Origin of the sequence: Volucribacter amazonae, from assembly GCF_029783845.1 — a bacterium.
In the GTDB taxonomy this organism is placed as follows: Bacteria; Pseudomonadota; Gammaproteobacteria; order Enterobacterales; family Pasteurellaceae; genus Volucribacter; species Volucribacter amazonae.
The window spans coordinates 1,144,117-1,170,843 of sequence record NZ_LWID01000001.1 but is presented as its reverse complement, the minus strand read 5'-3'; the positions used below and the strand labels follow the sequence as shown (position 1 = coordinate 1,170,843).

The 26,727-nt window shown below is 37.6% G+C and carries 19 protein-coding genes and 4 tRNA genes; 20 read left to right on the top strand and 3 right to left on the bottom strand.

Translation table 11 applies throughout. The features are described 5' to 3' along the window. The first annotated feature begins 45 nt into the window (after positions 1-45). From A6A20_RS05785 to A6A20_RS05770, 4 genes are all read left to right on the top strand, one after another. Positions 46-2,178 carry a TonB-dependent receptor gene (locus A6A20_RS05785; protein ID WP_279572561.1) on the top strand — a complete coding sequence of 711 codons (2,133 nt, stop codon included), beginning with the start codon at positions 46-48 and terminating at the stop codon, positions 2,176-2,178. A gap of 61 nt (positions 2,179-2,239) precedes the next feature. Continuing rightward, positions 2,240-2,698 carry a DUF3290 domain-containing protein gene (locus A6A20_RS05780; protein WP_279572560.1) on the top strand — a complete coding sequence of 153 codons (459 nt, stop codon included), beginning with the start codon at positions 2,240-2,242 and terminating at the stop codon, positions 2,696-2,698. Between the two features lie 8 nt (positions 2,699-2,706). Then, on the top strand, positions 2,707-3,339 hold the full coding sequence (locus A6A20_RS05775) for a DUF421 domain-containing protein (RefSeq protein WP_341670589.1): 633 nt from the start codon (positions 2,707-2,709) through the stop codon (positions 3,337-3,339). A 15-nt stretch (positions 3,340-3,354) separates the two neighbouring features. Beyond that, positions 3,355-5,124: an ABC transporter ATP-binding protein/permease gene (locus tag A6A20_RS05770; protein WP_279573752.1), complete on the top strand. Its 1,770-nt coding sequence runs from the start codon at positions 3,355-3,357 to the stop codon at positions 5,122-5,124. Positions 5,125-5,259: 135 nt separating this feature from the next. Here the strand turns inward: A6A20_RS05770 and malQ are convergent, their stop codons facing one another. Continuing rightward, positions 5,260-7,338, bottom strand: coding sequence for a 4-alpha-glucanotransferase (malQ, locus tag A6A20_RS05765; RefSeq protein WP_279572558.1), 2,079 nt, complete (start codon positions 7,336-7,338; stop codon positions 5,260-5,262). A 143-nt stretch (positions 7,339-7,481) separates the two neighbouring features. Next, positions 7,482-9,866, bottom strand: coding sequence for a glycogen/starch/alpha-glucan family phosphorylase (gene glgP / locus A6A20_RS05760; protein ID WP_279572557.1), 2,385 nt, complete (start codon positions 9,864-9,866; stop codon positions 7,482-7,484). A 151-nt stretch (positions 9,867-10,017) separates the two neighbouring features. On the opposite strand from glgP, the gene malT reads away from it, so the two are divergent. The 4 genes from malT (at position 10,018) to gltS (ending at position 15,828) form a co-directional block, all read left to right on the top strand. After that, positions 10,018-12,720, top strand: a complete 2,703-nt coding sequence (gene malT / locus A6A20_RS05755; protein ID WP_279572556.1) for an HTH-type transcriptional regulator MalT — start codon at positions 10,018-10,020, stop codon at positions 12,718-12,720. 204 nt (positions 12,721-12,924) lie between these two features. After that, the gene (locus A6A20_RS05750) at positions 12,925-13,803 is read left to right on the top strand and encodes a virulence factor BrkB family protein (protein ID WP_424585421.1); all 879 of its coding nucleotides are present in this window, start codon (positions 12,925-12,927) and stop codon (positions 13,801-13,803) included. Beyond that, positions 13,800-14,234, top strand: coding sequence for a D-aminoacyl-tRNA deacylase (dtd, locus tag A6A20_RS05745; RefSeq protein ID WP_279572555.1), 435 nt, complete (start codon positions 13,800-13,802; stop codon positions 14,232-14,234). The genes A6A20_RS05750 and dtd overlap by 4 nt, the downstream gene beginning before the upstream one ends. A 382-nt stretch (positions 14,235-14,616) precedes the next feature. Further along, on the top strand, positions 14,617-15,828 hold the full coding sequence (gene gltS / locus A6A20_RS05740) for a sodium/glutamate symporter (protein ID WP_279572554.1): 1,212 nt from the start codon (positions 14,617-14,619) through the stop codon (positions 15,826-15,828). 88 nt (positions 15,829-15,916) lie between these two features. On the opposite strand, the gene coaA is transcribed toward gltS, so the two are convergent. Continuing rightward, positions 15,917-16,870, bottom strand: a complete 954-nt coding sequence (gene coaA, locus A6A20_RS05735) for a type I pantothenate kinase (protein ID WP_279572553.1) — start codon at positions 16,868-16,870, stop codon at positions 15,917-15,919. 216 nt (positions 16,871-17,086) lie between these two features. Here coaA and A6A20_RS05730 point away from each other — a divergent pair. From A6A20_RS05730 to rpoB, 12 genes are all read left to right on the top strand, one after another. Continuing rightward, a tRNA-Thr gene (locus A6A20_RS05730) sits at positions 17,087-17,162 on the top strand. A 25-nt stretch (positions 17,163-17,187) separates the two neighbouring features. Continuing rightward, positions 17,188-17,272 (top strand) — tRNA-Tyr (locus A6A20_RS05725). Positions 17,273-17,305: 33 nt separating this feature from the next. Then, positions 17,306-17,380, top strand: a tRNA-Gly gene (locus tag A6A20_RS05720). A 4-nt stretch (positions 17,381-17,384) separates the two neighbouring features. Then, positions 17,385-17,460 (top strand) — tRNA-Thr (locus tag A6A20_RS05715). A 107-nt stretch (positions 17,461-17,567) separates the two neighbouring features. Beyond that, the gene (gene tuf, locus A6A20_RS05710; protein WP_132691845.1) at positions 17,568-18,752 is read left to right on the top strand and encodes an elongation factor Tu; all 1,185 of its coding nucleotides are present in this window, start codon (positions 17,568-17,570) and stop codon (positions 18,750-18,752) included. 176 nt (positions 18,753-18,928) lie between these two features. Then, positions 18,929-19,342 carry a preprotein translocase subunit SecE gene (gene secE / locus A6A20_RS05705; protein ID WP_279572552.1) on the top strand — a complete coding sequence of 138 codons (414 nt, stop codon included), beginning with the start codon at positions 18,929-18,931 and terminating at the stop codon, positions 19,340-19,342. Between the two features lies 1 nt (position 19,343). After that, a complete protein-coding gene (nusG, locus tag A6A20_RS05700) occupies positions 19,344-19,895 on the top strand; it encodes a transcription termination/antitermination protein NusG (RefSeq protein ID WP_132692015.1) in 552 nt (183 codons plus the stop codon). A 206-nt stretch (positions 19,896-20,101) separates the two neighbouring features. Beyond that, positions 20,102-20,530, top strand: a complete 429-nt coding sequence (gene rplK / locus A6A20_RS05695; protein ID WP_132692017.1) for a 50S ribosomal protein L11 — start codon at positions 20,102-20,104, stop codon at positions 20,528-20,530. A gap of 3 nt (positions 20,531-20,533) precedes the next feature. Continuing rightward, positions 20,534-21,217 carry a 50S ribosomal protein L1 gene (gene rplA / locus A6A20_RS05690; RefSeq protein ID WP_279572551.1) on the top strand — a complete coding sequence of 228 codons (684 nt, stop codon included), beginning with the start codon at positions 20,534-20,536 and terminating at the stop codon, positions 21,215-21,217. 276 nt (positions 21,218-21,493) lie between these two features. After that, entirely contained in the window at positions 21,494-21,985 is a 492-nt protein-coding gene (gene rplJ, locus A6A20_RS05685; RefSeq protein WP_132692021.1) for a 50S ribosomal protein L10, read from the top strand. Between the two features lie 49 nt (positions 21,986-22,034). After that, on the top strand, positions 22,035-22,406 hold the full coding sequence (gene rplL, locus A6A20_RS05680; protein ID WP_132692023.1) for a 50S ribosomal protein L7/L12: 372 nt from the start codon (positions 22,035-22,037) through the stop codon (positions 22,404-22,406). 265 nt (positions 22,407-22,671) lie between these two features. Continuing rightward, positions 22,672-26,700, top strand: coding sequence for a DNA-directed RNA polymerase subunit beta (gene rpoB, locus A6A20_RS05675; protein WP_279572550.1), 4,029 nt, complete (start codon positions 22,672-22,674; stop codon positions 26,698-26,700). Positions 26,701-26,727: the final 27 nt, after the last annotated feature.

Below are 26,727 nucleotides of genomic sequence, written 5' to 3'. Positions count from 1 at the left end.
ACTCACGCCGATTTTTTGTTTAATCTTTAACCGAGGAACTGAATAATGAATAAGTTTAATTTCAACCTTATTTATCTTTCCCTATTTGCAGGGATTTCTTTTTCTACTTTTGCTGAAACGAGTCAGGTAGGGGGTAGTGATGAAAGTGAACTAGATCAAATTAATGTTGTTACCGAGTTTGAAAAATACAAAGCTACCGATAAATTAAAATCTGATGTCAATTTAAGTTTGCTTGGCAAACAATCTGCCTTTACTTCCTCTATCAATGTCGTCAATTACGATGAAAAAGCCATTGAAGAAACGGGTTCAAGAAATCTTGTTGATGCTATTTCAAAATTAGATTCTTCTGTTATGAATTTTGGGGGCGAAACCAATACGTTAGGTGGAATTTATGTGAGAGGTTTACAACTTGATGCTCGTCAATTTAGTGTCAATGGTTTAGCAGGTCTTTATTCTAACTATGCTTCTCAATTAACGGGTATAGCCTCAGCTCAATTAATTAAAGGTGCTTCAACGGCTACGGTTGGTATGGATCCGGAAGGTTCGGCAGGTGCTTCAGTGAATATTGAAACTAAACGAGCTACTGATAAACCGATTAATAAAATTGGTTTTGGTTGGTATGCCAATAATCGTTTACAAGAGACCTTTGATTTTGGTCGCCGTTTTGGCGAAAACAAGGAGTGGGGTATTCGTATTGGAGGACTTTATCGTGATGGTAACACGCCTCGTACTGGTTATAGTGAAAGAGACAAACAATTTTCTTTAGGAGCTGATTATCGTGGCGAAAAATTGCGAGTAGGTATTGATTTTCTCTATGCAAAACGTGCGACTAAAGGTGGGAGAGCAAGAATACAAGATATTCAGAACTTAAGTTATGCTCTCGCTTCGGCACCTAACGGCAAAACGAATTTAATCCCGAGTTGGTCAGGACAGACCACCGATACAAAAACCATAATGATGACCTTTGAATATGATTTGCCTTATAGCATGATGTTATCTGGTGGTATTGGTTATATGCGTGCTAAATATTATGGGGCTTTTGGAAATTTAGAAATGCAAACAGCTGATACCTATAAAATTGATTCTATGCGTGCCAATGATTTTACCCATAAAACCACTAGCGCAAATTTAAAACTAAGCGGTGAGCATTTTACAGGTCTAGTAAGTCATAACTGGAGTGTAGCTTGGGATAGCGTAATACGTACGCGTGATCATTACCAAGGAAAAAAAGCAACAGATAATACTATTTATAATATCTACAATCCCGTTTTACCAAGTACAGCAAGCTATTCATCAGAATTAACTACCCATTCTGTGGATCAACGCTTACAAGCTCATAGTTTAGCTTTAGCCGATACCCTTGGTTTCTTTGATGAACAATTAAAATTGACGTTAGGGGGACGTTTGCAATGGATCAAACAAACTAACCATGTAAAAAATACCACGCTTAGAGCAAACCGCTTTAGCCCGATGATTGCTGGTTCTTGGATTGCCAATCCTAACCTTGTTTTCTATGCGAATTATTTGGAAGATTTAGAACCCGGTAATGCCGATCCAGATACAGGAGAAATGTTAAGCCCACGAGTAACTCGCCAAATAGAAACGGGTGTACGCAAAAATTGGGGCGAAAATCTAACAACGACCTTAAGTATTTATCAATTAAGAAGACCGGGGATTGTGCCTAGTACTGGCAGAGAACAGGGCGAGGAGCGTAATCGCGGAATTGAGTTAAATATCTATGCAAGTTTATTGGACGGTAGTTTACGCCCTAACCTCGGTATTACCTATAATAAAGGTGATCTTATTAATTTCCCAACCTATTCAGGTAGTACTGTTACGGGTAGCCAAGTCGCCAGTCCTCGTATTATCGCCAAAGCAGGGGTGGAATGGGATACACCATTTGTTGATAATTTAACCTTGAATGGTGCGGTACAATATTATGGATCTTCTTATCAAGATACAGCAAAAAACTATAAATTCCCGTCTTATACCACAGTAGATATTGGTGCAAAATATCTTGTTAAATTAGATAATACGCAATCTTTAACATTCACAATGGGCGTAGAAAATCTGTTTAATGAAAGTTACTGGCAAGTACAACGTGGACTTTATGATCGTAGCTTTGCAGTATTAGGTATGCCTAGAACGTATTGGGCGAATGTGGAATATTCTTTCTAATTGATTTATATAAATAAAAGGGCGAAAATTATCGCCCTTCACTATTTATCAATAATTATTTATGAACTTTTACACATACTTATACCTACAAAGTCAAACCTCCTTTCAAGGGTATATAAAATACCTTATCATTTTTATTGCATTGATGATTATGTTAGTGGCTAATTTTTTATATTTACGCCATAGAATGGAAACAAAATATCGTGATTTGAGTATTATCTTTTTACTTATTGTTATTTTCCTACTTGGGGTGCAATATAATTATTATTCCTCTAATCTTTCTGCCGCTGCAAATAGTTCAAGAATGATAACATTTTTAGATTCGGTAATTTATACTCAACAGCTTGAACATAAAGATATTTTAGTGAATAGCCGAACACCTTCTAATGGTATGATTTTATCTATTAAAGAAAATTATTATGAAGTACATTTTAATAATGACTTTTCTGCTTATTCATTAGCCCCTATTAATTTAGTTAATCCTCATATTAATATTATCCAATCTACAACTGAGCATTAATATTTATGATCGAATCTTATTATTTATTAAGCCTGAAATTACTTATGGGTATTCTTGGTTTAGTATTACAAATTAATTTAATGGGAAAAGGTAATCTTGCTCCTACATCAGCAATGGATCAAGTGCAAAATTATGTACTAGGTGGCATTATTGGTGGGGTAATTTATAACGATAATATTGGTGTTTTACAATTTTCTTTAGTTTTAGTGTTATGGACATTATTGATTTTTAGTCTTAAGTTTATTAAAAACCATAACCATTTGGTGAAAGGATTAATTGACGGTAAACCCGTTTGGGTCATTATGAATGGCAAAATTCAAGTGGGGGAATGTATGCGTAATGGTATTTCAGCCCATGATTTAATGTTTAAATTACGTTCTGCTGGCGTTTATGAAATCGCCACTGTTAAACGTGCAGTATTAGAACAAAATGGGCAACTTTCAATTATTCAATATGGCGATAAAAGTTTACGTTATCCTTTAATTTTAGCTGGTGGTATTGACAATGATATATTAGATATTATTGGTAAAGATGAACAATGGATTGAACAACAACTGCAACAACAAAATATTAAATTAAATCAAGTCTATATTGGTGAATATTTAGACGGCAAATTAGTTACGCATTTATATGAACATTAATTGATTAATAAAAAAATGAACTGGCAAACGGAACTTAATAATAGCTTTTATTGGCTAATTTCTTCACTTTTTTGGGTATGTTTAATGCTAAGCCTGACAGCTTGGCTATTAAAATATACGGATTTTGGCAAAAAATTTTGGTTAATTACCCGCCCTTGTGTACAACAAAGCGGGGGGTATAAAATTTTGCTGATGATTGTCCTATTGCTTACGCTGATTTTGCTTGAAGTCCGTATTAGTGTCCTTAATTCATTCTTTTATAATGGCTTGTATAGTTCATTACAAAAACAAGATGCCAATGCCTTTTGGTTTTTTGCTGGCATTAATGCCCTTTTAGTATTAGTCAATATTACACGTTCCATTATCAATGATTTAATTCGCCAAGTTTTTGAAATTAAATGGTTAGAAAAACTCAATGCGGTCATGTTGCAACGTTGGCTTGCTAATAAAAATTATTACCGCCTAAAATATGAAAAAACCTTGCCCGATAATATTGATCAACGGATAGAACAAGACGCACGAGAATTTATTACCGTTACTGTAGATATGGTGCGAGGGGTCATTAATGCCATTGTGTCCACCATTGAATTTACCATTATTTTATGGGGCTTATCAGGCTTATTGGTGCTTTTAGGGGTAGCGATTCCTAAAGGCGTGGTCTTTTTTATTTATATTTTTATTATTATTGCCACCGCACTTTCTGTCTGGATTGGACACCCTCTGGTTAAACTTAACTTCAATAAAGAAAAATTAAGCGGTAACTATCGTTATTCGCTTATTCGGGTCAGAGATCACGCCGAAAGTGTTGCTTTTTATGCTGGCGAACAGCAAGAACACCATTTACTCAAGGATAAATTCAATCAAATTATTAAAAATCGCTGGAAAATTGTATTAAAAATGCTAGGGCTGGACGGCTTTAATACAGGAGTAACCGAAGTCGCCAAATTATTGCCGTTAATGTTACAAGCCCCTCGCTTTTTTGCTGGGCAAGTTACCCTTGGCGATATGCACCAAACGGTACAATCCTTTAACCGCCTAATGCGAGCCTTATCTTTTTTCCGTTTATTCTATGAAGAGTTTACTCTCTATCAAGCTCGCTTAAACCGTTTATCAGGCTTTCTTGCTAAACTTGATGAATTAGATGATAACCAAATTTATCAGCCTACTGCTTGTGGTAATCAAGTTAAACTTTGCCAGTTTGGAATTAAAGATCAACATGGTAACATTTTGCTTGCTAACCTCAATTTACAACTTAATGCAGGCGATGCCCTGTTAATTCAAGGGCCATCAGGCACAGGCAAAACCACCCTTTTGAAAGCCATTGCAGGTATCTATCCCTTTGAAACTATGGGCTATGTAGAAACCCCTTGTGATTGCCGTAGTTTATTCCTACCGCAACGCCCTTATATGCCACAAGGCACGTTATATCAATCCATTTGTTATCCCGATATTCAAGCCAGCAAAGCCCAAGTTTGCAGTATGATGAAACGTTGTAAACTGGAAAAATACCTTAGCCATATTGACCAAGATCTTGATTGGCAAGCCACCCTTTCCCCCGGTGAATTACAACGTGTGGCTTTTATCCGTATTTTACTTAGCCAACCTAGTGTGATTTATTTAGATGAAACCACCTCTGCCCTTGATGAGCCCACAGAACAATGGCTTTATTCCTTAATTCGCACCGAGTTACCACAAGCCATTATTATCAGCATCGGACACCGAGGTACATTGCAAAAATTCCATAATAAACGCTTTGATATTACCGAAAAGTGCGGTGGGTATTAGCAGAATTTTGTTAAAATAAAGAAAATGGATTTATGACGAACTGTTTTATCCAACAGAAACGATTGATGTATCGCCGTTTTAGTTCAAACGGCGAGGGATAAGTGAGCAAAGTGCGGTAGTTTTTCGCTAAATTATTTAAGACTTTCTCGCTTGATTTACGGTTATCAATAATTGTTGGATTGTTGGGTCATTAAAAATTTCATCAATCTCTGCCGTAAGTTTGCGTTGCCAATTAGCATATTGAAAACTGGTGCCCGGGATATTGACGGGTTCACGCATATTGAGCCAATCTTCAGGTTGAAAGCCAAATAAGGCACTATTTACCTTAGCCACATAGCTTTGTAGTTGATGTGTAAAGGTTTTGGTTACCTTACTTTCTAGGCTTTCATCAATTCCTTGTTCAATGGCGATTTGATGTTGTCGTAAGCGTTGTAGAATTTGCTTTTTGGCATTAATGCGATCTTGCTTTAATTGTTTGAGGATTTTGGGATCGGGGTACACGCCAAATTGTTGCCCTAAGGTAAAATCATAGCCTTGCCAATAACCGTTGATAGTGGGTAAATCGTGGGTGCTTAATGTAGTCATTGATTGATAAGGATAATCCTGCAAATCTCGGTTTTGCCCCTGTTGATCAAATTCAAAATAAAAGATTTTATAGGAGAAAATGCCTGCATCGGCTAATTTTTTTATGATTTCTTTGGGTACTGTGCCAAGATCTTCGCCAATAATTAAACATTGGTGGCGTTGGCTTTCCAGTGCCAAAATGGCAATAAGATCATCAACAGGATAACGAATATAAGCCCCATTATGTGCGGTATCGCCTTTAGGTATCCACCATAAACGCAGTAAAGCCATAATATGATCAAGGCGTAATGCACCACAATGTTGCATATTGGCTCGTAGTAAATCAATAAAGGGTTGGTAGCCTTGTTGGATTAAGCTATGGGGGTTCATTGGGGCTAATCCCCAGTTTTGCCCTTGTGGGGCTAAAATATCAGGGGGAGCACCGATAGAGGCATTTAGGCTATAAAGGGATTGATTTTGCCAAGTTTCTACACCGTTATTGGCAACACCTACTGCGAGATCGCGGTAAAGCCCAATGGACATACCTTTTTGGCTACAAAGTTGTTGGCATTGGGCAAATTGTTGTTCGGCTAAAAATTGTAGCCAAGCGTAAAATAAGACTTCATCAGCATATTGTTGGCGGAATTGTTGTACTGCGGGCGAATGGTAATCTTGGTATGCTTCTGCCCAACTATCCCAGCCACCGAGTAAATGGGATTGCTGTGTTAGATGATGATGTAATGCGTCAAATGTGGCTTGCTGTTGCAGTGCCTCGCCGTTGGTTTGTATAAATTGGGCGAAATCTGAGAGAGGATTTTGCTGTAATGTTGTTTTTACCTGATTAAAGGCGAGCCTAAGCCCAGTTAATTTTAGCTTGATGACTTGTGGGTAATCAATCCAAGCAAGGTTTCGTAGCTCGGCGAGTTGTTGTTGAATGGTTTCGCTGTTAAACCAATCTTGTGCTTGGGGGCTTTGTTGAAATTCAGCGACTTCATTCACATGGATATAAGCAATATTGAGCCAGCGGCGAGAAGAAGGGCTATAAGGGCTGATTAAATCGGGATTGGCTGGAAATAAGGAATGAATAGGGTTTAAACCGATAAAATCAGCTTGATAATGGCTAAAATGTTGAATGAATTGTTTGAGATCCGCAAAGTCGCCGATGCCCCAATTTTGTTTGGATTTTAGCCCATAAAGCTGTAAAAACGTTCCCCATAATTTTTGTTTTTGTTGGATAACTTGAGGTTGATAACATTGATGAGGGCTGATAATAATGCGACAAGTATATTGCTTTTTTTGTCCGTTAAGGGTTAATTGATGATAACCTAAGGGTAAATCATTCGGTAGTTGAATTGCATTGCGTTTCACTTTGCCGGTAATTTGCTTGCCATTTTCTAGCACTAATTGCCATTTTGCTTGATAATGTTTGTTTAAGCCTGTCAATTTGACAAAATAAGGCTGTTTATGTTGTGAAAAGACTTTCACATTAGGCAAGGGAATGGATTGGGTTTTATGCTTTCCGTTCAAGGCATTAAATAATTTTTGTTTTACCTGATCAGCAATATGTTGTTTTACCCCTGTTTCTGTTTGGAAATAAGGTAAAATGCCTGCTTGAATACATTTTTTATTGAAAATTGACCGCACTTTCATGGTATTTCTCTAACGATAAAATGATTTATTTTAGAGTCGTTCCTTTTAAACTGATATGGCGTTGGTACACCTGCCGTACTTTTTGTAGCATTTTAGGCGTACTGCCTGGTCTTATTTTAAATTGGAACGACGATATTATAGGGTTATTTTAACCAAATACGTTGTTGATAATCAGCAATGGCACGATCTGAACTGAACATACCTAAACGTGCTGTATTTAAAATGGCACTTTGCCACCAACGTTGTTGATCGCCATAAGCCTCGCCAACGGTTTTCTGAATATCCACATAACTGGCAAAATCCGCTAATACTAAAAAAGGATCTTGGTTGATTAAATTATCCTGTAATGTTTTAAATAATTGCGGTTCATTGCCACAAACAAGAGGATCACTGAGAAAATCAATGGCTTGTTTAAGCGGTAAATGTTGTTGATAATAATCCCTTGGGTTATAGCCTGTCGCAAGTAATTTACGCACGCTTTCTACCGTATGCCCAAACAGGAAAATATGTTGCTCACCCACCATTTGAGCAATTTCCACATTTGCCCCATCAAGAGTTCCTACGGTTAATGCCCCATTTAATGCCAGTTTCATATTGCCTGTGCCTGATGCCTCTGTGCCAGCCATTGAGATCTGTTCAGAAATATCCGCCGCAGGAATAATTTTTTCCGCTAAGCTGACACGATAGTTAGGTAAAAATGCCACTTGTAATTTATCTCGTACACTTTTATCTTGATTGATGACCTTGGCGACACGATTAATGGCACAAATAATATCTTTTGCCAAATAATAACCCGGGGCTGCTTTGCCCGCAAAAATAAATAATCTTGGGGTAATGTCTAAATTTGGATTGGCTTTTAATGCCTGATAAGTGGCAATAATATTTAAGAGATTAAGATGTTGCCGTTTATATTCGTGGATACGTTTAATTTGAACATCAAAAATCGCCTGAGGATTTACTTTAAGATCTAAGGTTAAGGCAATTTCTTTGGCAAGTTGATGTTTGTTATATTGTTTGATTTGTTGGTATTCATCACGAAAACCAATATCATCAACATATTTTTCAATCTGACTAAGTTGAGTGAGATCCTTTAACCAATCCTTTGGTAAACTTTTGGTTAATAATCCGCTTAAGCTTGGATTGGCTTGGTAAATCCAGCGTCTTGGGGTAATGCCGTTTGTTACATTACAGAATTTTTGCGGAAACAGTTGATAATATTCAGGAAATAATTCTGTTATCAATAATTGCGAGTGGATTTCTGCCACGCCATTAACTTTAAAGCAAGTTACTACGCAAAGATTTGCCATTCTCACTCGATAATCATACAAAATAGCGACTTTTTTCCAGATTTCGGCATTATCGCCAAATTTGGCTTGCACTTGTTGTTGAAATAATTGGTTAATTTTTTCCACAATAATAAAATGACGTGGGAAGAGTTGTTGGAACAAATGTTGATCCCATTGTTCTAAGGCTTCAGGTAATAGAGTGTGGTTGGTGTAGGCAAAACTATGGCAACAAATATCCCAAGCTTGTTGCCAAGCGAGATGATATTCATCTAATAATACTCGCATTAACTCCAAAATCGCTAAAGTTGGGTGAGTATCATTTAATTGGATAACCTGATGTTGGGCAAAGGTTTTGATGTCATATCCCATTGCTAAATGGCGAGCTAATATATCCGCTACCGAGCAAGCCACATGAAAATATTGTTGCATTAAACGCAAGCGTTGCCCTGCTTGATGATTATCATTTGGATATAATACTTTGGTTAATGCGGTGGCTTGTACAATTTGACTTTCTGCTTGTAAAAATTCGCCCTCATTAAATTGAGCAAAATTAAATTCAAGTTCATTGTCCGCCTGCCATAATCTTAGGGTTTGTAAATGTTTATTTTGATAGCCAACCACTGCTAGATCATAAGCCTTTCCTTGTACTTTAATGTCAGGTTGCCAATGATAACGATCCTCTGCAATGTGGGTGATGCTACCTGCAAAGCCGATATATTGCGTTTTACTTGCATTATAGGTTTGCCAAGGATAATGTTCTCTATCCCAAAAATCGGCAGTTTCTTGTTGTTTTCCTTGGGCAAAATGTTGTTTAAATAAGCCATATTGATAATTTAATCCGTAACCTGTTGCAGCTTGCCCAAGAGTTGCCATAGAGTCAAGAAAACAGGCGGCTAAACGCCCTAATCCACCATTACCTAAAGCAGGATCGGTTTCTTGTTCTAAAACATCAACAATATCTACCCCATAGTCCTGTAAATAGGCTTTAGCCATATCATAATAACCAAGATTAATCAGATTATTGCCTGTTAATCGTCCAATCAGAAATTCCATAGAAAGATAGTTCACATGTCGCCCTTTCTGGTTGTCGTTGGGTAGTTGTTGATAGGCAATATCTCTCGTCCCCTCTGCTAGTATTTGATACCATTGGGCTAAATTAAATTGTTTTGGGCTATTTACCTCAAAGTAACGACAATATTTTTTTACTAATTGTTCAAACGGATTAAAATTCTGTTGTGCCATAAAAACCTCCATAGGATATGATAGAATTGAGCATTATGGTTATTATGTCTAATTACATATAAAATAAATCCTACCTAACCTAAATTTATAGGTATGATTGCTAAGCAGTATAAAAGTAGTAGAAAGACGAGAAAGAAGTTGAGATATCACTATGTTAATTCCCTCCAAACTGACCCCTTCATTTCGTTTACAAAATAGTATTGTGCGTCAACGTTTATTACAATTACTTGATAATGCGGCACAATATCCTCTTGTGTTGATGAATGCTCCAGCAGGTTATGGTAAAACTACCCTGATTTCGCAGTGGATTAAAGATAAAAGCACTTATCATATTGGTTGGTATGCCCTTGATGAAAGCGACAATCAAACCGAGCGTTTTGCTACCTATTTTAGTACTGCATTATTTAATGCCATGGGGCTTGAACCTACTATTTCAGAGCATAATCAAAATGAATATAAAGCCAATTTACAATTACTTTTTGATCAACTGTTGGTTAGTGTATCTCATTTCGATCATCATCTTTATTTGATTATTGATGATTATCATTTAATTGAAAATGAACAAATTCATGAGGGATTAAAATATTGGTTAAAACACCAACCACAGAATATGACTCTAATCTTACTTTCTCGCTCAACACCGCCATTAGGTATCGCCAGTTTGCGTGTGCAAGAATTATTATTAGAAATTGATATTCATCAACTTTGTTTTGATCATCAAGAAACCATACATTTCTTTAAGCAAAAAGTAGATCCGAATTTAGCCAGTACAGAAATTATTAGCCTGTGTGATGAAGTAGAGGGTTGGGTAACTGCACTCCAACTTATTAGCCTTGCTACCAAACAACATAACATTTCATTGCAAGAGGCAACTCAACGTTTTACTCGCTTAAGCTCGCATATTAGTGAATATCTCAATGATGAAGTATTAAATCAAATTGATAAAGATACTCGCCATTTTTTATTGCAATGTTCAGTGCTACGCTCAATGAATGAACAATTGGTACAACATTTAACGGGTGTGGCAGATAGTCGCCGTAAACTTGAAGAGCTTGAAAAACAAGGTTTATTTATTCAACAAATTGAGGCGGAACACCATTGGTGGCGTTTCCATCCATTATTTGCTTCATTTTTATGGCAATGTTGCCAAACGGAATTAGCTGATCAGCTACCGCTTTTGCACCAACGTGCTTCCGAATCTTGGTTAGCCCTAGGCTATTCTACAGAGGCACTATATCATGCTATGCAATTACAAGATCATAAAATGTTACTGAGAATATTACAGCAATATGCTTGGCAACTTTTCCATTTTGGCGAATTTAAGTTACTAGAACAATGCCTAGCAAAACTTGATGATAATACCTTGGTTTACCATGCCAATTTAGTGTTATTAAAAGCGTGGTTAGCTCAAAGCCAGCATCGGCATAATGAAGTTAATGAGATTTTTTCACATTTTGATCAAGTATTTAGTCAATATAATGTGGCTCTAACCTCTTCCAACCAAGCGGAATTTGATGTATTAAGGGCTCAAGTCGCTATTAATGAAGGCGATGAAGATAAGGCTTTAAGACTCGCTAGCCAAGCCTTGGCACAATTACCAGCGGATTTTTACTATGCACAAACTGTGGCAACTTCTATTATTGGTGAGGCTCATCATGTGAGAGGGGAGTTAAATATTGCTTTGCAATGGCTACAAAAAGCGGAACAAATGTCTTATCGTCATCATACCTACCATAATTTACTTTGGTCATTGTTACAACAAGCGGAAATTTTACTGGCACAAGGCTTTTTGCAAGTCTCTTATGATATGCTCAATAAAGCTAATCAGTTGGTACAGGAAAATCATTTGCAAAACGTGCCAATGTACGAATTTTTATTGCGTACCAAAGCCCGTATTTTATGGGAATGGTATAAATTAGATAAAGCGGAATCTATGGCAATTGCAGGCTTGGAGATTCTTAATCAGCCAGATCAATTACAATGCCGAGTGTTATTAAGTAAAATTTCTTTAGTCAAAGGGGATTTAGATAACGCCACACGCATTATTAAACAAATTGAAGATTTTCATCATAGCCGCCGTTATCATTCTGATTGGCAAGCGAATTTTGATTCAGCTAGGTTATTGTTATGGCAAATGAATAATGATGTCTTAGCTTGTCAAAACTGGTTGTTACATAGTTGGCAACCTGCTCATTATCATAATCATTTTAATCAAGAGCAAGGGCGTAATTTGGCACGAGCTAATTTGTTAATTGGTAATATTCAACAAGCTGAACTGTTATTAAATCAACTGATTGAAATTACACGTAAATTACATTTAACCAGCGATCTTAATCGAGCATTAATTTTGCGTAATCGTTGTTTCTTTTTGCAAAATAAAACCGCACTTGCTCAACAAGATTTAATTGAGGCACTAAATTTGATTCGTCAAACTAATTTTATTAGTGCGTTTGTGGTGGAAGGCGATTTAATGGCGATTCAAATTCGCCAGCTATTGCAACTAAGGGTATTAGACGAATTGGTCTTACCTAAAGCACAATTTATTTTACGCAATATTAATCAATATTATCGCCATAAATTTGCTCATTTTGATGAAAATTTTGTTAAACAACTCTTGAATAATCCTCAAGTACCTGAATTATTAAAAATTAGCCCATTAACTCAACGAGAATGGCAAGTGTTAGGTTTAATCTATTCAGGTTATAGCAATGAGCAAATTGCAAGTGAATTACAGGTTGCTACAACCACCACTAAAACCCATATTCGTAATTTATACCAAAAAATTGGGGTAAATAACCGAACAGAGGCGATTGAATATACTAAAAATCTTTTGCAGATTATGGGATATAAATAAAGTGCGGTGCGTTTTGGGTTTATAGTCGTCCGACTTTAAAATAATACGGCATTGCTCTGTCTAATTTAAATTAAAACAACAAGATTTTTTTGAAATGCCTAAATAAACTGATCCTGTTGTGATTTGTTAAACAATGCAAAACGTGCTATTTTAGCGAGCTATCTTTTTGATTTATTTAATAAAGGTTAATAGTAAAGGTTAATTATGACATTTTCATTTTCTCGCTTTATGTTATTTCTAAAGGTTTTTTGGTATCGCTTCAATCAAAATAATTTACCTCAAGCGGCGGGTTATTTAACTTATAGTACCACCTTGGCGATTGTGCCGTTGATTATGGTGGTGTTTGCGATTTTTGCTGCTTTTCCTGTTTTCCAAGAAGTTACCGAAGCATTAAAGCAATTTATTTACACCAATTTTGCCCCTTCGGCAGGCGATATTGTGGGAGAATATGTGGATCAATTTGTGCAAAACTCAAAACAAATGAGTGCGGTGGGGATTATTGGTTTAGTAGTGGTGGCATTGATGCTAATGCGTTCCATAGATGGCACGTTAAATAGCATTTGGCAAAGCAGTAAACCTCGCTCGGTGGTATTTTCTTTTGCTATTTATTGGACTATTTTGACCATTGGGCCGTTATTTGCTGGAGCGAGTATTGGGGTAAGTTCTTATTTATCTGCTTATTTGGCGGATTTAGGCGATGGCATTAAATTGCCTTTTGGTTTAAAAATATTAAGTTTCTTACCTTTTTTACTCACTTGGTTAGCTTTTTCGGTTATTTATATGATTGTGCCGAATACTAAAGTCAGCTTTAAGCACGCCAGTATTGGGGCATTAGTGGCGGCGATTTTCTTTACCTTAGGTAAAGCGGCGTTTGCTTGGTATATTGCTACATTCCCCTCTTATCAGTTAATTTATGGGGCAATGGCAACCTTGCCAATTATGTTGTTATGGATTCAGTTAAGTTGGACTTTTGTGTTGCTAGGGGCTCAGCTTACTGCTGTATTAGCGGACGTAAAAGCTATTCATCTTGGCGATAGTGAAGAATTATTAGAACAAATTAACAGCAATAAGGAAAAACTATGATTGCTTTAATTCAAAGAGTTCGTTATGCAAAAGTAGAGGTGGCAGATAAGATTGTCGGACAAATTGAGCAGGGCTTGTTGGTGCTGTTAGGTGTAGAGCAAGGCGATGATCAAGCCAAAGCCGATCGTTTACTGGGCAAGGTGTTAAATTATCGGGTTTTTAGTGATGATGCAGGCAAAATGAATTTAAATGTTCAACAAGTGGGCGGACAAGTATTGGTGGTGTCGCAATTTACTTTGGTGGCAGATACTCACAAAGGCTTACGCCCTAGTTTCTCTCGTGGGGCAACCCCTGCGGAGGCTGAGCGTCTTTATCATTATTTTGTACAACAAGCACAACAAAAAATTATAACGCAAACAGGGCAATTTGCGGCAGATATGCAGGTATCCTTACAAAATGACGGCCCTGTTACCTTTTGGTTACAAGTGTAAATTCTTCTTGGCGAAACCCTCTATTTTTATGGTAGAATGCTTGGCAGTTTTATAGCGATAATTTTTATTTTATAGTCGTTTCAATTTTAAATAACATAAGGCGAGCTAACGTTGTATTATGTTAAGGTGGAAGGACTGTATATTAAGAATGATATTTATCTCTATGAAATACAAATAATTTTTTAATCGTTTTGCGATTTATCTATTTCTAAAACAACCACAAGTATGGTTGTTTTTGTTTTTTATATTCACAAAATAATATTTATTTACTTCGCTGATTGGAGAAAATAAATGTTTATCCACTTGCTTAGATTATTGAAATCAACGCCAAAAATATTCGGTTTCAATTTCACAAAGCATAATAATAAAGAAGGATATTAAGATGACTTTTAATACATACGAAACCTTGGCATTAGCTTGTTTTGTACTGCTCCTTGGCTATTTTTTAGTTAAACGTATTCGTTTTTTAGATGCGTTCAATATTCCTGAACCTGTGGTAGGCGGATTTATTGTGGCATTGTTGCTAACCCTTGCCTATCAAATATGGGGAATTAGTTTTAATTTTGATACTGATTTACAACGTAATATGATGTTGGTTTTCTTTAGCTCCATTGGGTTAAGTGCCAATTTTGCTCGTTTAATCAAAGGTGGCAAGCCATTGGTTATTTTCCTATTTGTTTGTGCCTTATTTATTGTAGTGCAAAATACGGTGGGGATTTTTTCTGCTATGGGCTTAGGTATTGATCCTGCTTATGGGCTTATTGCAGGTTCTATTACTTTAGTGGGGGGACATGGAACAGGTGCAGCTTGGGCAGAAACGCTGACCAATCGTTTTGGTATTTCCAGTGCTTTAGAGCTTGCAATGGCTTGTGCAACCTTTGGTTTGGTGTTTGGTGGCATTCTTGGTGGACCAGTGGCAAGTTTTCTATTAAAAAGAATGCATAAACAACAAATTCCAGAGCCTGATGAAGATACTAATGATGTGGAAGAAGCCTTTGAGCGTCCAAAATATCGCCGTAAAGTGAATGTACGTTCCATTATTGAAACCATTGCAATGCTGTCTATTTGTTTATTGGTTGGGCAACAAATTGATATATGGACAACAGGCACTATAGTACAACTTCCAACCTATGTGTGGTGTTTATTAGTGGGAACGATTATCCGTAATGGTCTTGTGCATCTTGTGAAATTTAAAGTGGCTGATGAAGCTATTGATGTACTGGGAACAGTGGGATTATCTTTATTCCTTGCTATTGCGTTGATGTCATTAAAACTTTGGGAATTAGCAGGACTGGCTTTACCTGTATTGGTAATTTTATTAATCCAAGTTGCGGTAATGGCATTGTTTGCGATTTTTGTAACCTATCGTGCTATGGGTAAAGATTATGATGCGGTGGTATTAAGTGCAGGGCATTGTGGCTTTGGTTTAGGGGCAACGCCTACCGCTATCGCCAATATGCAAGCGGTAACTTCACATTATGGCCCTTCGCATAAGGCATTTTTGATCGTGCCAATGGTAGGGGCATTTTTTATTGATTTGATTAATAATATTTTGGTAAATGTTTTTTCTGAGGTCATTGCTTATTTGCATTAGTTTCTGATTATTTCCAAATCTTAAGTGCGGTGGTTTTTTGAAAAATTTTTTTAAAACTTACCGCACTTTTTTAAAAAATAAAGATGGCTTATTTTCTTAACTTAACCTGCTCAACCGTATGGTTTTTTCCTTTGGTCAAAATTAAATTCGCTCGTTCACGAGTAGGTAAAATATTCTCTCGTAAATTTAAGCCATTGATATTTTCCCAAATTTGTTCCGCAATTTGTATGGCTTCAGGTTCAGATAAAGAAGCGTAATGCTTAAAATAAGAATTGGGATCGGCAAATGCACTTTGGCGAAATTTCAAAAAGCGATGGATATACCAGCTTTTTAGCAGTTTTTCATCGGCATCAACATAAATAGAAAAATCCACAAAATCCGAAACAAAAGGTTTATTGGATTTATCGTGGCTTACTTGTAAGACATTTAGCCCCTCTAAAATAAGAATATCGGGTTGATCAATAATATTGTATTCATCAGGGATAATATCATAGGTTAAATGGGAGTAAATAGGAACTTTGAGTGCAGGTTTGCCTGATTTTAAATCCGCCATAAATTGAATGAGTTTAGGTGTATCATAAGAAACGGGGAAGCCTTTTTTATCTAAAATATTACGTTGTTTTAAGGTATCAAGTGGGTGCAAGAAACCGTCCGTCGTAATAAGTTCTACCTGTCTTGAACGAGGCCATTGTGATAATAAAGATTGTAAAATACGGGCTGAAGTGCTTTTGCCCACTGCAACACTTCCAGTAATGCTAATGACGTAAGGTACTTTGCTTTTCTCAATGCCTAAAAAACGGTTTAATACTGTTTGACGGCGAATGTTTTCTTCAATGTAGTAATTAATAAGCCTTGCTAAGGGTAAATAAATGGTGCTGACTTCATCAAGTGCCAATTCTTCATTAAAACCCAGTAAAGGTTTTAAGTCCTGTTCGGTGAGTTGTAACGGTACAGATTTACGTAACTCCGCCCATTGTTGGCGATTAAATTGTAAAAATGGACTTGTTTGTGAACAAATCGCAAGAGAGTTAGGAGTTATCACAATAGTTTTTCGCTTAATTTAAAGTGTTTTTAACCAGAAAGTGCGGTCAAATATACAATATATTTTGTGCTGATAGGATAAAAAAATCGATTTTTATGGAAAAATGTGCAGATTTTGTCTGATTATTAGGCGAATAACAAAAAAATCACTTTTTTTTATAAAAAAGGCTTGTCAGCCATAAAAATTTCCCTATAATACGCCTCACTTGCTTACGACGCCGACTTAGCTCAGTAGGTAGAGCAACTGACTTGTAATCAGTAGGTCACCAGTTCGATTCCGGTAGTCGGCACCATTAAGCGTAACCAAGTTTTTAATGTGGAGGGATTCCCGAGCGGCCAAAGGGAGCAGACTGTAAATCTGCCGGCTCAGCCTTCGAAGGTTCGAATCCTTCTCCCTCCACCATTTTATATCTGATGGGACAGATGAATTGAGAACGCGGGCATCGTATAATGGCTATTACCTTAGCCTTCCAAGCTAATGATGCGGGTTCGATTCCCGCTGCCCGCTCCAAAGCGCTGATATAGCTCAGTCGGTAGAGCGCATCCTTGGTAAGGATGAGGTCGGCAGTTCGATTCTGCCTATCAGCACCACCTCAGCATTTCATATCTCTTCAGAATAAATTAAACAGTTTTCTATTAACTAGGGTTAATGTGGGATAAACCACGTTTGTAACCATATTTGTTTAGAGGAATTCTCAATGTCTAAAGAAAAATTTGAACGTACAAAACCGCACGTTAATGTGGGTACAATCGGCCACGTTGACCATGGTAAAACAACTTTAACTGCGGCAATTACCACAGTACTAGCAAAACATTACGGTGGTGCTGCGCGTGCATTCGATCAAATTGATAATGCACCAGAAGAAAAAGCGCGTGGTATTACTATCAATACTTCACACGTTGAATACGATACACCAACTCGCCACTATGCACACGTTGACTGCCCAGGACACGCGGACTATGTTAAAAACATGATCACTGGTGCGGCACAAATGGACGGTGCTATCTTAGTAGTAGCAGCAACAGACGGTCCTATGCCACAAACTCGTGAGCATATCCTTTTAGGTCGCCAAGTAGGTGTACCATACATCATCGTATTCTTAAACAAATGTGATATGGTTGATGATGAAGAATTATTAGAATTAGTTGAAATGGAAGTGCGTGAGCTTCTTTCTCAATATGATTTCCCAGGTGATGATACACCAATCGTGCGTGGTTCTGCGTTAAAAGCCTTAGAAGGCGATGCAGCATGGGAAGAAAAAATTCTTGAATTAGCAGGTCATTTAGACAGCTATATCCCAGAGCCAGAGCGTGCTATCGATCAACCATTCTTATTACCAATTGAAGACGTGTTCTCAATTTCAGGTCGTGGTACCGTAGTAACAGGTCGTGTAGAGCGTGGTATTATCCGCACTGGTGATGAAGTAGAAATCGTTGGTATCAAACCAACCACCAAAACAACCGTAACCGGTGTTGAAATGTTCCGTAAATTATTAGACGAAGGTCGTGCGGGTGAGAACATTGGTGCGTTATTGCGTGGTACCAAACGTGAAGAGATCGAACGTGGTCAAGTATTAGCGAAACCAGGTTCAATCACACCACACACCGACTTTGAATCAGAAGTTTACGTATTATCAAAAGAAGAAGGTGGTCGTCATACTCCATTCTTTAAAGGTTACCGTCCACAATTCTATTTCCGTACTACTGACGTAACAGGTACAATTGAGTTACCAGAAGGCGTGGAAATGGTAATGCCAGGCGATAACATCAAAATGACTGTAAGTCTAATTCACCCAATCGCAATGGATCAAGGTTTACGCTTTGCGATCCGTGAGGGTGGTCGTACAGTAGGTGCAGGTGTTGTTGCTAAAATTATTAAATAATAGATTGTAACAAGCAATGTAAGAAGGGTATCGTAGGATACCCTTTTTTATCATTGATGATAAATTCTAGAAAAAGCCACAAAGATTCGTAGAATTTAATATGCAATAGTAAAATAAAATGCTACAATCTTGCGTTCGCAAGAATACCTATTTTTCATTTCATTGATGGGTTAATTATGAGTCAAAATATTGTCGATAAAAAGAAAAATCATCACGAAGATGATAAGACAAAAAGCCGTGCTTTAAATTCATTTTTATGGATTATTATTGCTTTAGTTGTTGCTGTGGCAGCGTTGGGTAATGTCTATTTTACAGATCAAATTTCTACATCTATTCGTGTTGTTGCGATTATTGTTCTATTATTAATTGCATTAGGACTAATGGCAGTAACTAATCAAGGAAAAAAAGCCTTAGGCTTTTTTAAAGAATCTAAAATAGAATTGCGTAAAATTGTTTGGCCTACTCGTCAAGAGGCAACACAAACGACCCTAATTGTAATGGCGGTTACTGTGGTGGTTGCCTTGGTATTATGGGGGCTAGATTCAATTATTATGTCTTTAGTAACATTCTTAACTGACTTGAGGTTCTAATATGACAGAGAATGCACCAAAAAAACGTTGGTATGTGTTGCAGGCTTTTTCTGGTTTTGAAAATCGTGTTGCAACGATTTTGCGTGAATATATTAAGCAACAACAAATGGAAGAATACTTTGGTGAAGTATTAGTACCCGTTGAAGAAGTGGTTGAAAACGTAGCGGGCAAACGCCGTAAAAGTGAACGCAAATTCTTTCCCGGTTATGTGTTAGTGCAAATGGAAATGAATGATTATACTTGGCAATTAGTGCGTAGTGTACCTAATACCATGGGCTTTATTGGTGGTACACCCGATAAACCTGCCCCAATTAGTAATCGAGAAGCAGAGCATATTTTAAATAGTTTACAACAAAAAGGCGATAAGCCTAGACATAAAACCACATTCCAGCCGGGCGAAGAAGTGCGTGTCAAAGAAGGTCCATTTATGGATTTCAATGGTACAGTGGAAGAAGTGGATTACGAAAAAGGTCGCGTGAAAGTGTCTGTGTCTATCTTTGGTCGTGCTACACCAGTGGAATTAGAGTTTTCTCAAGTAGAAAAACTTATTTAAAATAGACCGTACTTTAGTAAGAATTTGTTAAGTCCAACTAATCTATATGATGAATTGGACTTGCTATTGTGGTTGTATTTGATAGAATACCGCCTCTTTTCTTAAGAGAAGTGAGATTTTCTCGCTTTAATTTTTATCAGATAGTTTATCTATCTTAACAATAAGGGGAGCTGAAAGGCGTTATTACCCAATAAAAGGAAATTAAAATGGCAAAAAAAGTACAAGCCTATATTAAGTTGCAAGTTGCAGCAGGTATGGCAAACCCTTCACCACCAGTTGGTCCTGCATTAGGTCAACAAGGTGTTAATATCATGGAATTCTGTAAAGCGTTTAATGCGCGTACAGAGAGCTTAGAAAAAGGCTTACCAATTCCTGTGGTTATCACTGTATATGCAGATCGTTCATTTACCTTTATTACCAAAACTCCACCAGCGGCGGTATTATTGAAAAAAGCAGCGGGTATCAAATCAGGTTCTGGTAAACCAAATAAAGATAAAGTAGGTAAAGTAACCCAAGCTCAAATTCGTGAAATTGCTGAAACTAAAGCAGCGGATATGACAGGTGCAACGATTGAAACAAAAATGAAATCTATTGAAGGTACTGCACGTTCAATGGGTTTAGTGGTGGAGGACTAATCAATGGCTAAACTAACTAAACGCATGAAAGCAATTAAAGCAGGCGTTGATTCAACCAAAAACTACGAAATCAATGAAGCAATCGCAGTATTAAAACAATTTGCTACAGCAAAATTCAATGAAAGTGTTGATGTTGCAGTAAATTTAGGTATTGATGCACGTAAATCAGATCAAAATGTGCGTGGTGCGACTGTTCTTCCACATGGTACAGGTCGTTCAGTGCGTGTTGCGGTATTTACTTCAAATGTTGAAGCTGCAAAAGAAGCAGGTGCTGATTTAGTGGGTATGGAAGATCTTGCTGAGCAAGTGAAAAAAGGCGAAATGAATTTTGATGTGGTAATTGCTTCTCCAGATGCAATGCGTGTGGTAGGACAATTAGGTCAAATCTTAGGTCCTCGTGGCTTAATGCCAAACCCGAAAGTAGGTACAGTAACGCCTAACGTAGCAGAAGCAGTGAAAAATGCAAAATCTGGTCAGGTTCGTTATCGTAATGACAAAAATGGTATTATCCATACGACTATCGGTAAAGTTGACTTCTCTGCAGAGCAATTAAAAGAAAACTTACAAGCCTTATTAGCCGCTTTAGTGAAAGCAAAACCTGCTTCAGCGAAAGGTGTTTATATTAAGAAAGTAAGCATTTCTACTACCCAAGGTGCGGGTGTTGCAGTAGATCAAACAAGTTTATAATTTATAGACTTTACAAGGGCATAAAAGGTAAGTATAATTTATGCCCTTATTTTGGTTCATTTTATGAACTACTGGTTGGTGCTTGACCTTTATTTCAAGCCCCGTCCAAGACCGCAAGGGAATGATCGCTATCGTTCTTAATTATCTTGCGTAGATGGTGAACAGAGTACGAAATTTTCTGCTTCTGTACACCGAATTTGTCCTAACAATTTTCTGTGGATTATTGTTAGGTTGTTTAATTCCGAGTTATCGGAGTGTATTCAGGAGCTAAAACCAATGGCATTAAATCTTCAAGACAAACAAACGATTGTTGCTGAAGTAAACGAAGCTGCCAAAGGTGCCCTATCTGCTGTGATCGCGGATTCTCGTGGTGTAACCGTAGATAAAATGACTGAATTACGTAAAGCAGCTCGTGAAGCGGGTGTAACTATGCGTGTTGTACGTAATACCTTATTACGTCGTGCGGTAGAAGGCACTGATTATGAATGCTTAAAAGATACGTTTGTAGGTCCAACACTTATCGCATTTTCAAATGAACACCCAGGTGCAGCTGCACGTTTGTTCAAAGATTTTGCAAAAACTAATGATAAGTTTGAAATTAAAGGTGCAGCCTTTGAAGGTAAAATTCAAGATGTAGAATTCTTAGCAACTTTACCAACATACGAAGAAGCAATCGCACGTTTAATGGGTACAATGAAAGAAGCAGCGGCAGGGAAACTTGTTCGCACTTTGGCGGCATTACGCGACAAATTGGAAGCGGCTGCTTAATTTTAAGCAACGTTTTTATCAATCATTTTTATTTTAGGAAACAATTGTTATGTCATTAACTAACGAACAAATTATTGAAGCGATTGCTTCTAAATCAGTAACTGAAATCGTTGAATTAATCTCTGCGATGGAAGAAAAATTTGGTGTATCAGCAGCAGCTGCAGCAGTAGCGGTAGCAGCAGGTGGTGATGCAGCAGCTGCAGAAGAGAAAACTGAATTTGATGTTATCTTAGCCGCAGCAGGTGCGAATAAAGTTGCAGTAATTAAAGCTGTACGTGGTGCAACTGGTTTAGGCTTAAAAGAAGCGAAAGACTTAGTTGAATCTGCACCAGCAACCTTGAAAGAAGGTATTGCTAAAGCAGAAGCTGAAGCACTTAAGAAAGAATTAGAAGAAGCTGGCGCACAAGTAGAAATTAAATAATCTACGAATAAGCCACGTTTCTTAGGCTTAATGGCTGTGGGTTATCCCTCAGCCATTTTGTGCTATCCTAAGCAAGAATAAATCAACCGTTATTTATTTTTGTTTTATTCAAGTCTTAGTATTGATAATAAGATTGAATTTCACCCCACTACAGAAGTAAGGTTCAGAGTGCGGTCATTTTAAACGGTTAATCATTGCCGCAATGTCATAGTTAAATCCCATAGCTATTGCGGTTGGGTCACTGAACAGCAAGCAGAGGAACCCTATGGTTTACTCCTACACCGAAAAAAAACGAATTCGTAAAGACTTCGGCAAACGTCCGCAAGTTTTAAACGTACCTTATTTATTAACAATTCAATTAGACTCTTTTGATAAATTTATTCAAAGAGATCCAGAAGGTCAACAAGGCTTAGAAGCCGCTTTTCGTTCTGTATTTCCTATTGTCAGTAATAATGGGAGTACGGAGTTACAATATGTTAGTTATACATTAGGTGAACCTGTATTTGATGTGCGTGAATGTCAAATTCGTGGTACGACCTATGCTGCTCCATTACGTGTTAAGTTACGCCTAGTGAGTTATGATAAAGAATCTAGTGCGGGAGCAATTAAAGATATTAAAGAACAAGATGTTTATATGGGTGAAATTCCATTAATGACAGAAAATGGTACTTTTGTCATTAATGGAACAGAGCGTGTTATTGTTTCACAATTACACCGTAGCCCAGGTGTATTTTTTGATAGCGATAAGGGTAAAACCCATTCTTCAGGTAAAGTATTATATAACGCAAGAATTATTCCTTATCGTGGTTCTTGGTTGGATTTTGAGTTTGATCCAAAAGATAATTTGTTTGCACGTATTGACCGTCGCCGTAAATTGCCTGCGACCATTATTTTACGTGCGTTAAATTATACCACCGAAGAAATTCTTGATCTTTTCTTTGATAAAGTGATTTTTGAGATTAAAGATCAGAAATTATTAATGACTTTAGTGCCTGAAAGATTAAGAGGCGAAACAGCAACTTTTGATATTGAGGCAAATGGTACAGTTTATGTTGAGCGTGGTCGCCGTATTACTGCACGCCATATTCGAGCTTTACAAAAAGATAATATTAGCCAAGTAGAAGTACCAACAGAATATATTATTGGTAAAGTTTCTGCGAAAGATTATGTGGATTTAGAAACGGGCGAAGTGATTTGTGCGGCAAATATGGAAATTTCCTTAGAAATTTTAGCGAAGCTAGCACAAGCAGGATATACCACGATTGAAGCCTTATTTACTAATGATTTAGATCATGGGCCATATATCTCAGAAACTTTACGCATTGATCCGTCTTATGATCGTTTAAGTGCTTTAGTTGAAATTTATCGTATGATGCGTCCGGGCGAACCACCAACGAAAGAGGCGGCAGAGGCATTATTTGATAATTTATTCTTCTCATTGGATCGTTATGATTTATCCGCGGTAGGACGTATGAAGTTCAATCGTTCTATTGGTTTAGAAGAAGCCTCAGGCAGTGGCGTATTAAGCAATGAAGATATTATCAATGTGATGAAAAAGCTCATTGATATTCGTAATGGTCGTGGTGAAGTTGATGATATTGACCATTTAGGTAACCGCCGTATTCGTTCTGTGGGAGAAATGGCAGAAAACCAATTCCGTATTGGTTTAGTGCGTGTTGAACGTGCTGTTAAAGAACGTTTATCCCTAGGTGATTTAGATTCGGTAACTCCACAAGATTTAATTAATGCGAAACCGATTTCAGCGGCAGTAAAAGAATTTTTTGGTTCATCACAGCTTTCGCAATTTATGGATCAAAACAATCCATTATCAGAAGTAACCCATAAACGCCGTATTTCTGCTTTAGGTCCGGGTGGTTTAACTCGTGAACGTGCGGGCTTTGAGGTGCGAGATGTACATGCTACCCATTATGGTCGTGTGTGTCCAATTGAAACACCTGAGGGACCAAACATTGGTTTGATTAACTCATTATCTGTTTATGCACGAACCAATAATTATGGCTTCCTTGAAACACCATATCGCAAAGTGGTCAATGGGCAGGTTACAGAAGAAATTGAATATTTATCAGCCATTGAAGAAGGCAATTATGTAATTGCACAGGCAAATGCTAACTTAGATGAAGATTTCCGCTTTACTGATGCTTATGTTACTGCTCGTGGTGAGCATGGCGAGTCAGGCTTATATCGTCCAGAGGAAATTCATTATATGGACGTATCAACCCAACAAGTGGTTTCTGTGGCGGCGGCATTAATCCCATTCTTGGAGCATGATGATGCGAACCGTGCGTTGATGGGAGCAAACATGCAACGCCAAGCTGTACCTACATTGCGTGCCGATAAACCATTGGTTGGTACAGGTATGGAAAAACCCGTTGCCTTGGACTCTGGGGTTGCGGTTGTGGCGAAACGTGGCGGTATTATCCAATATGTGGATTCTTCACGCATCGTGGTAAAAGTGAATGAAGATGAAACCGTTGCAGGCGAATCGGGCATTGATATTTATAATTTAATTAAATATACCCGTTCTAACCAAAATACTTGTATTAACCAAATTCCTTGCGTGTCTTTAGGCGAGCCGATTGAGCGTGGCGAGATTATGGCTGATGGCCCATCTACGGATCTTGGTGAATTAGCCCTTGGGCAAAATATGCGTGTGGCATTTATGCCTTGGAATGGTTATAACTTTGAAGACTCAATGTTAGTGTCTGAGCGTGTGGTGCAAGAAGATCGTTTTACCACCATTCATATTCAAGAATTATCTTGTATTGCTCGTGATACTAAATTAGGGGCAGAAGAAATCACCGCCGATATTCCAAATGTGGGCGAGGCAGCTTTAAGCAAACTTGATGAATCAGGTATTGTATATATTGGTGCTGAAGTAAAAGGTGGCGATATTCTGGTGGGTAAAGTCACACCAAAAGGGGAAACCCAATTAACACCAGAAGAAAAATTATTACGCGCAATCTTCGGTGAAAAAGCCTCTGATGTGAAAGATTCATCATTGCGTGTGCCAAATAGCGTATCAGGTACGGTTATTGATGTACAAGTGTTTACTCGTGATGGTGTGGAGAAGGATAAACGTGCATTAGAAATTGAAGAAATGCAGCTTAAACAAGCGAAAAAAGATCTTGTGGCTGAATTAGAAATTTTAGAAGCAGGTTTATTTACGCGTGTCCGTAACTTGTTAGTAAATAGCGGTGTTGATGCTGTTCAATTAGATAAACTTGAACGCACAAAATGGTTAGAGCAAAGTTTAGCTGATGAAGAGAAACAAAATCAGTTAGAACAATTAGCCGAACAATATGAAGAATTACGTAAAGACTTTGAGCATAAACTTGAAGTGAAACGTAATAAGATTATTCAAGGTGATGATTTAGCACCTGGTGTGTTAAAAGTGGTAAAAGTTTATCTTGCGGTGAAACGCCATATTCAACCCGGAGATAAAATGGCAGGTCGCCACGGTAATAAAGGGGTTATTTCAAAAATTAATCCAGTGGAAGATATGCCGTATGACGAAAATGGTCAACCTGTTGATATTGTATTAAATCCACTTGGTGTACCATCACGTATGAATATCGGTCAGATCTTAGAAACCCATCTTGGCTTAGCGGCGAAAGGGATTGGCGATAAGATCAATGAAATGATCAAACAAAAACAAGACGTTGAGAAATTACGTGGTTATATCCAGAAGGCTTATGACTTAGGTGAAGGCTCACAAAAAGTAGATCTTAGCACCTTTAGTGATGAAGAAGTGATGCGTTTAGCTCAAAACTTGCGTAAAGGTATGCCATTAGCGACACCTGTGTTTGATGGTGCTCATGAAAAAGAGATCAAAGAGTTACTTGAATTAGGTGGTTTACCGACTTCTGGTCAAATTACCCTTTATGATGGTCGTACAGGGGAAAAATTTGAGCGTCCAGTAACCGTTGGTTATATGTATATGCTTAAATTGAACCATTTAGTTGATGACAAAATGCACGCTCGTTCAACAGGGTCTTATAGTCTTGTTACTCAGCAACCATTGGGTGGTAAAGCACAATTCGGTGGTCAGCGTTTCGGGGAAATGGAAGTGTGGGCATTAGAGGCTTATGGCGCTGCTTATACCTTACAAGAAATGTTGACAGTGAAATCTGATGACGTGAATGGACGTACCAAAATGTATAAAAACATTGTGGGCGGCACGCACGAAATGGATCCGGGTATGCCAGAATCCTTTAATGTATTGTTGAAAGAAATCCGTTCATTAGGGATCAACATAGATTTAGATGAAGAGTAATGGTGCTTTAAGCCAAATTAATACGCC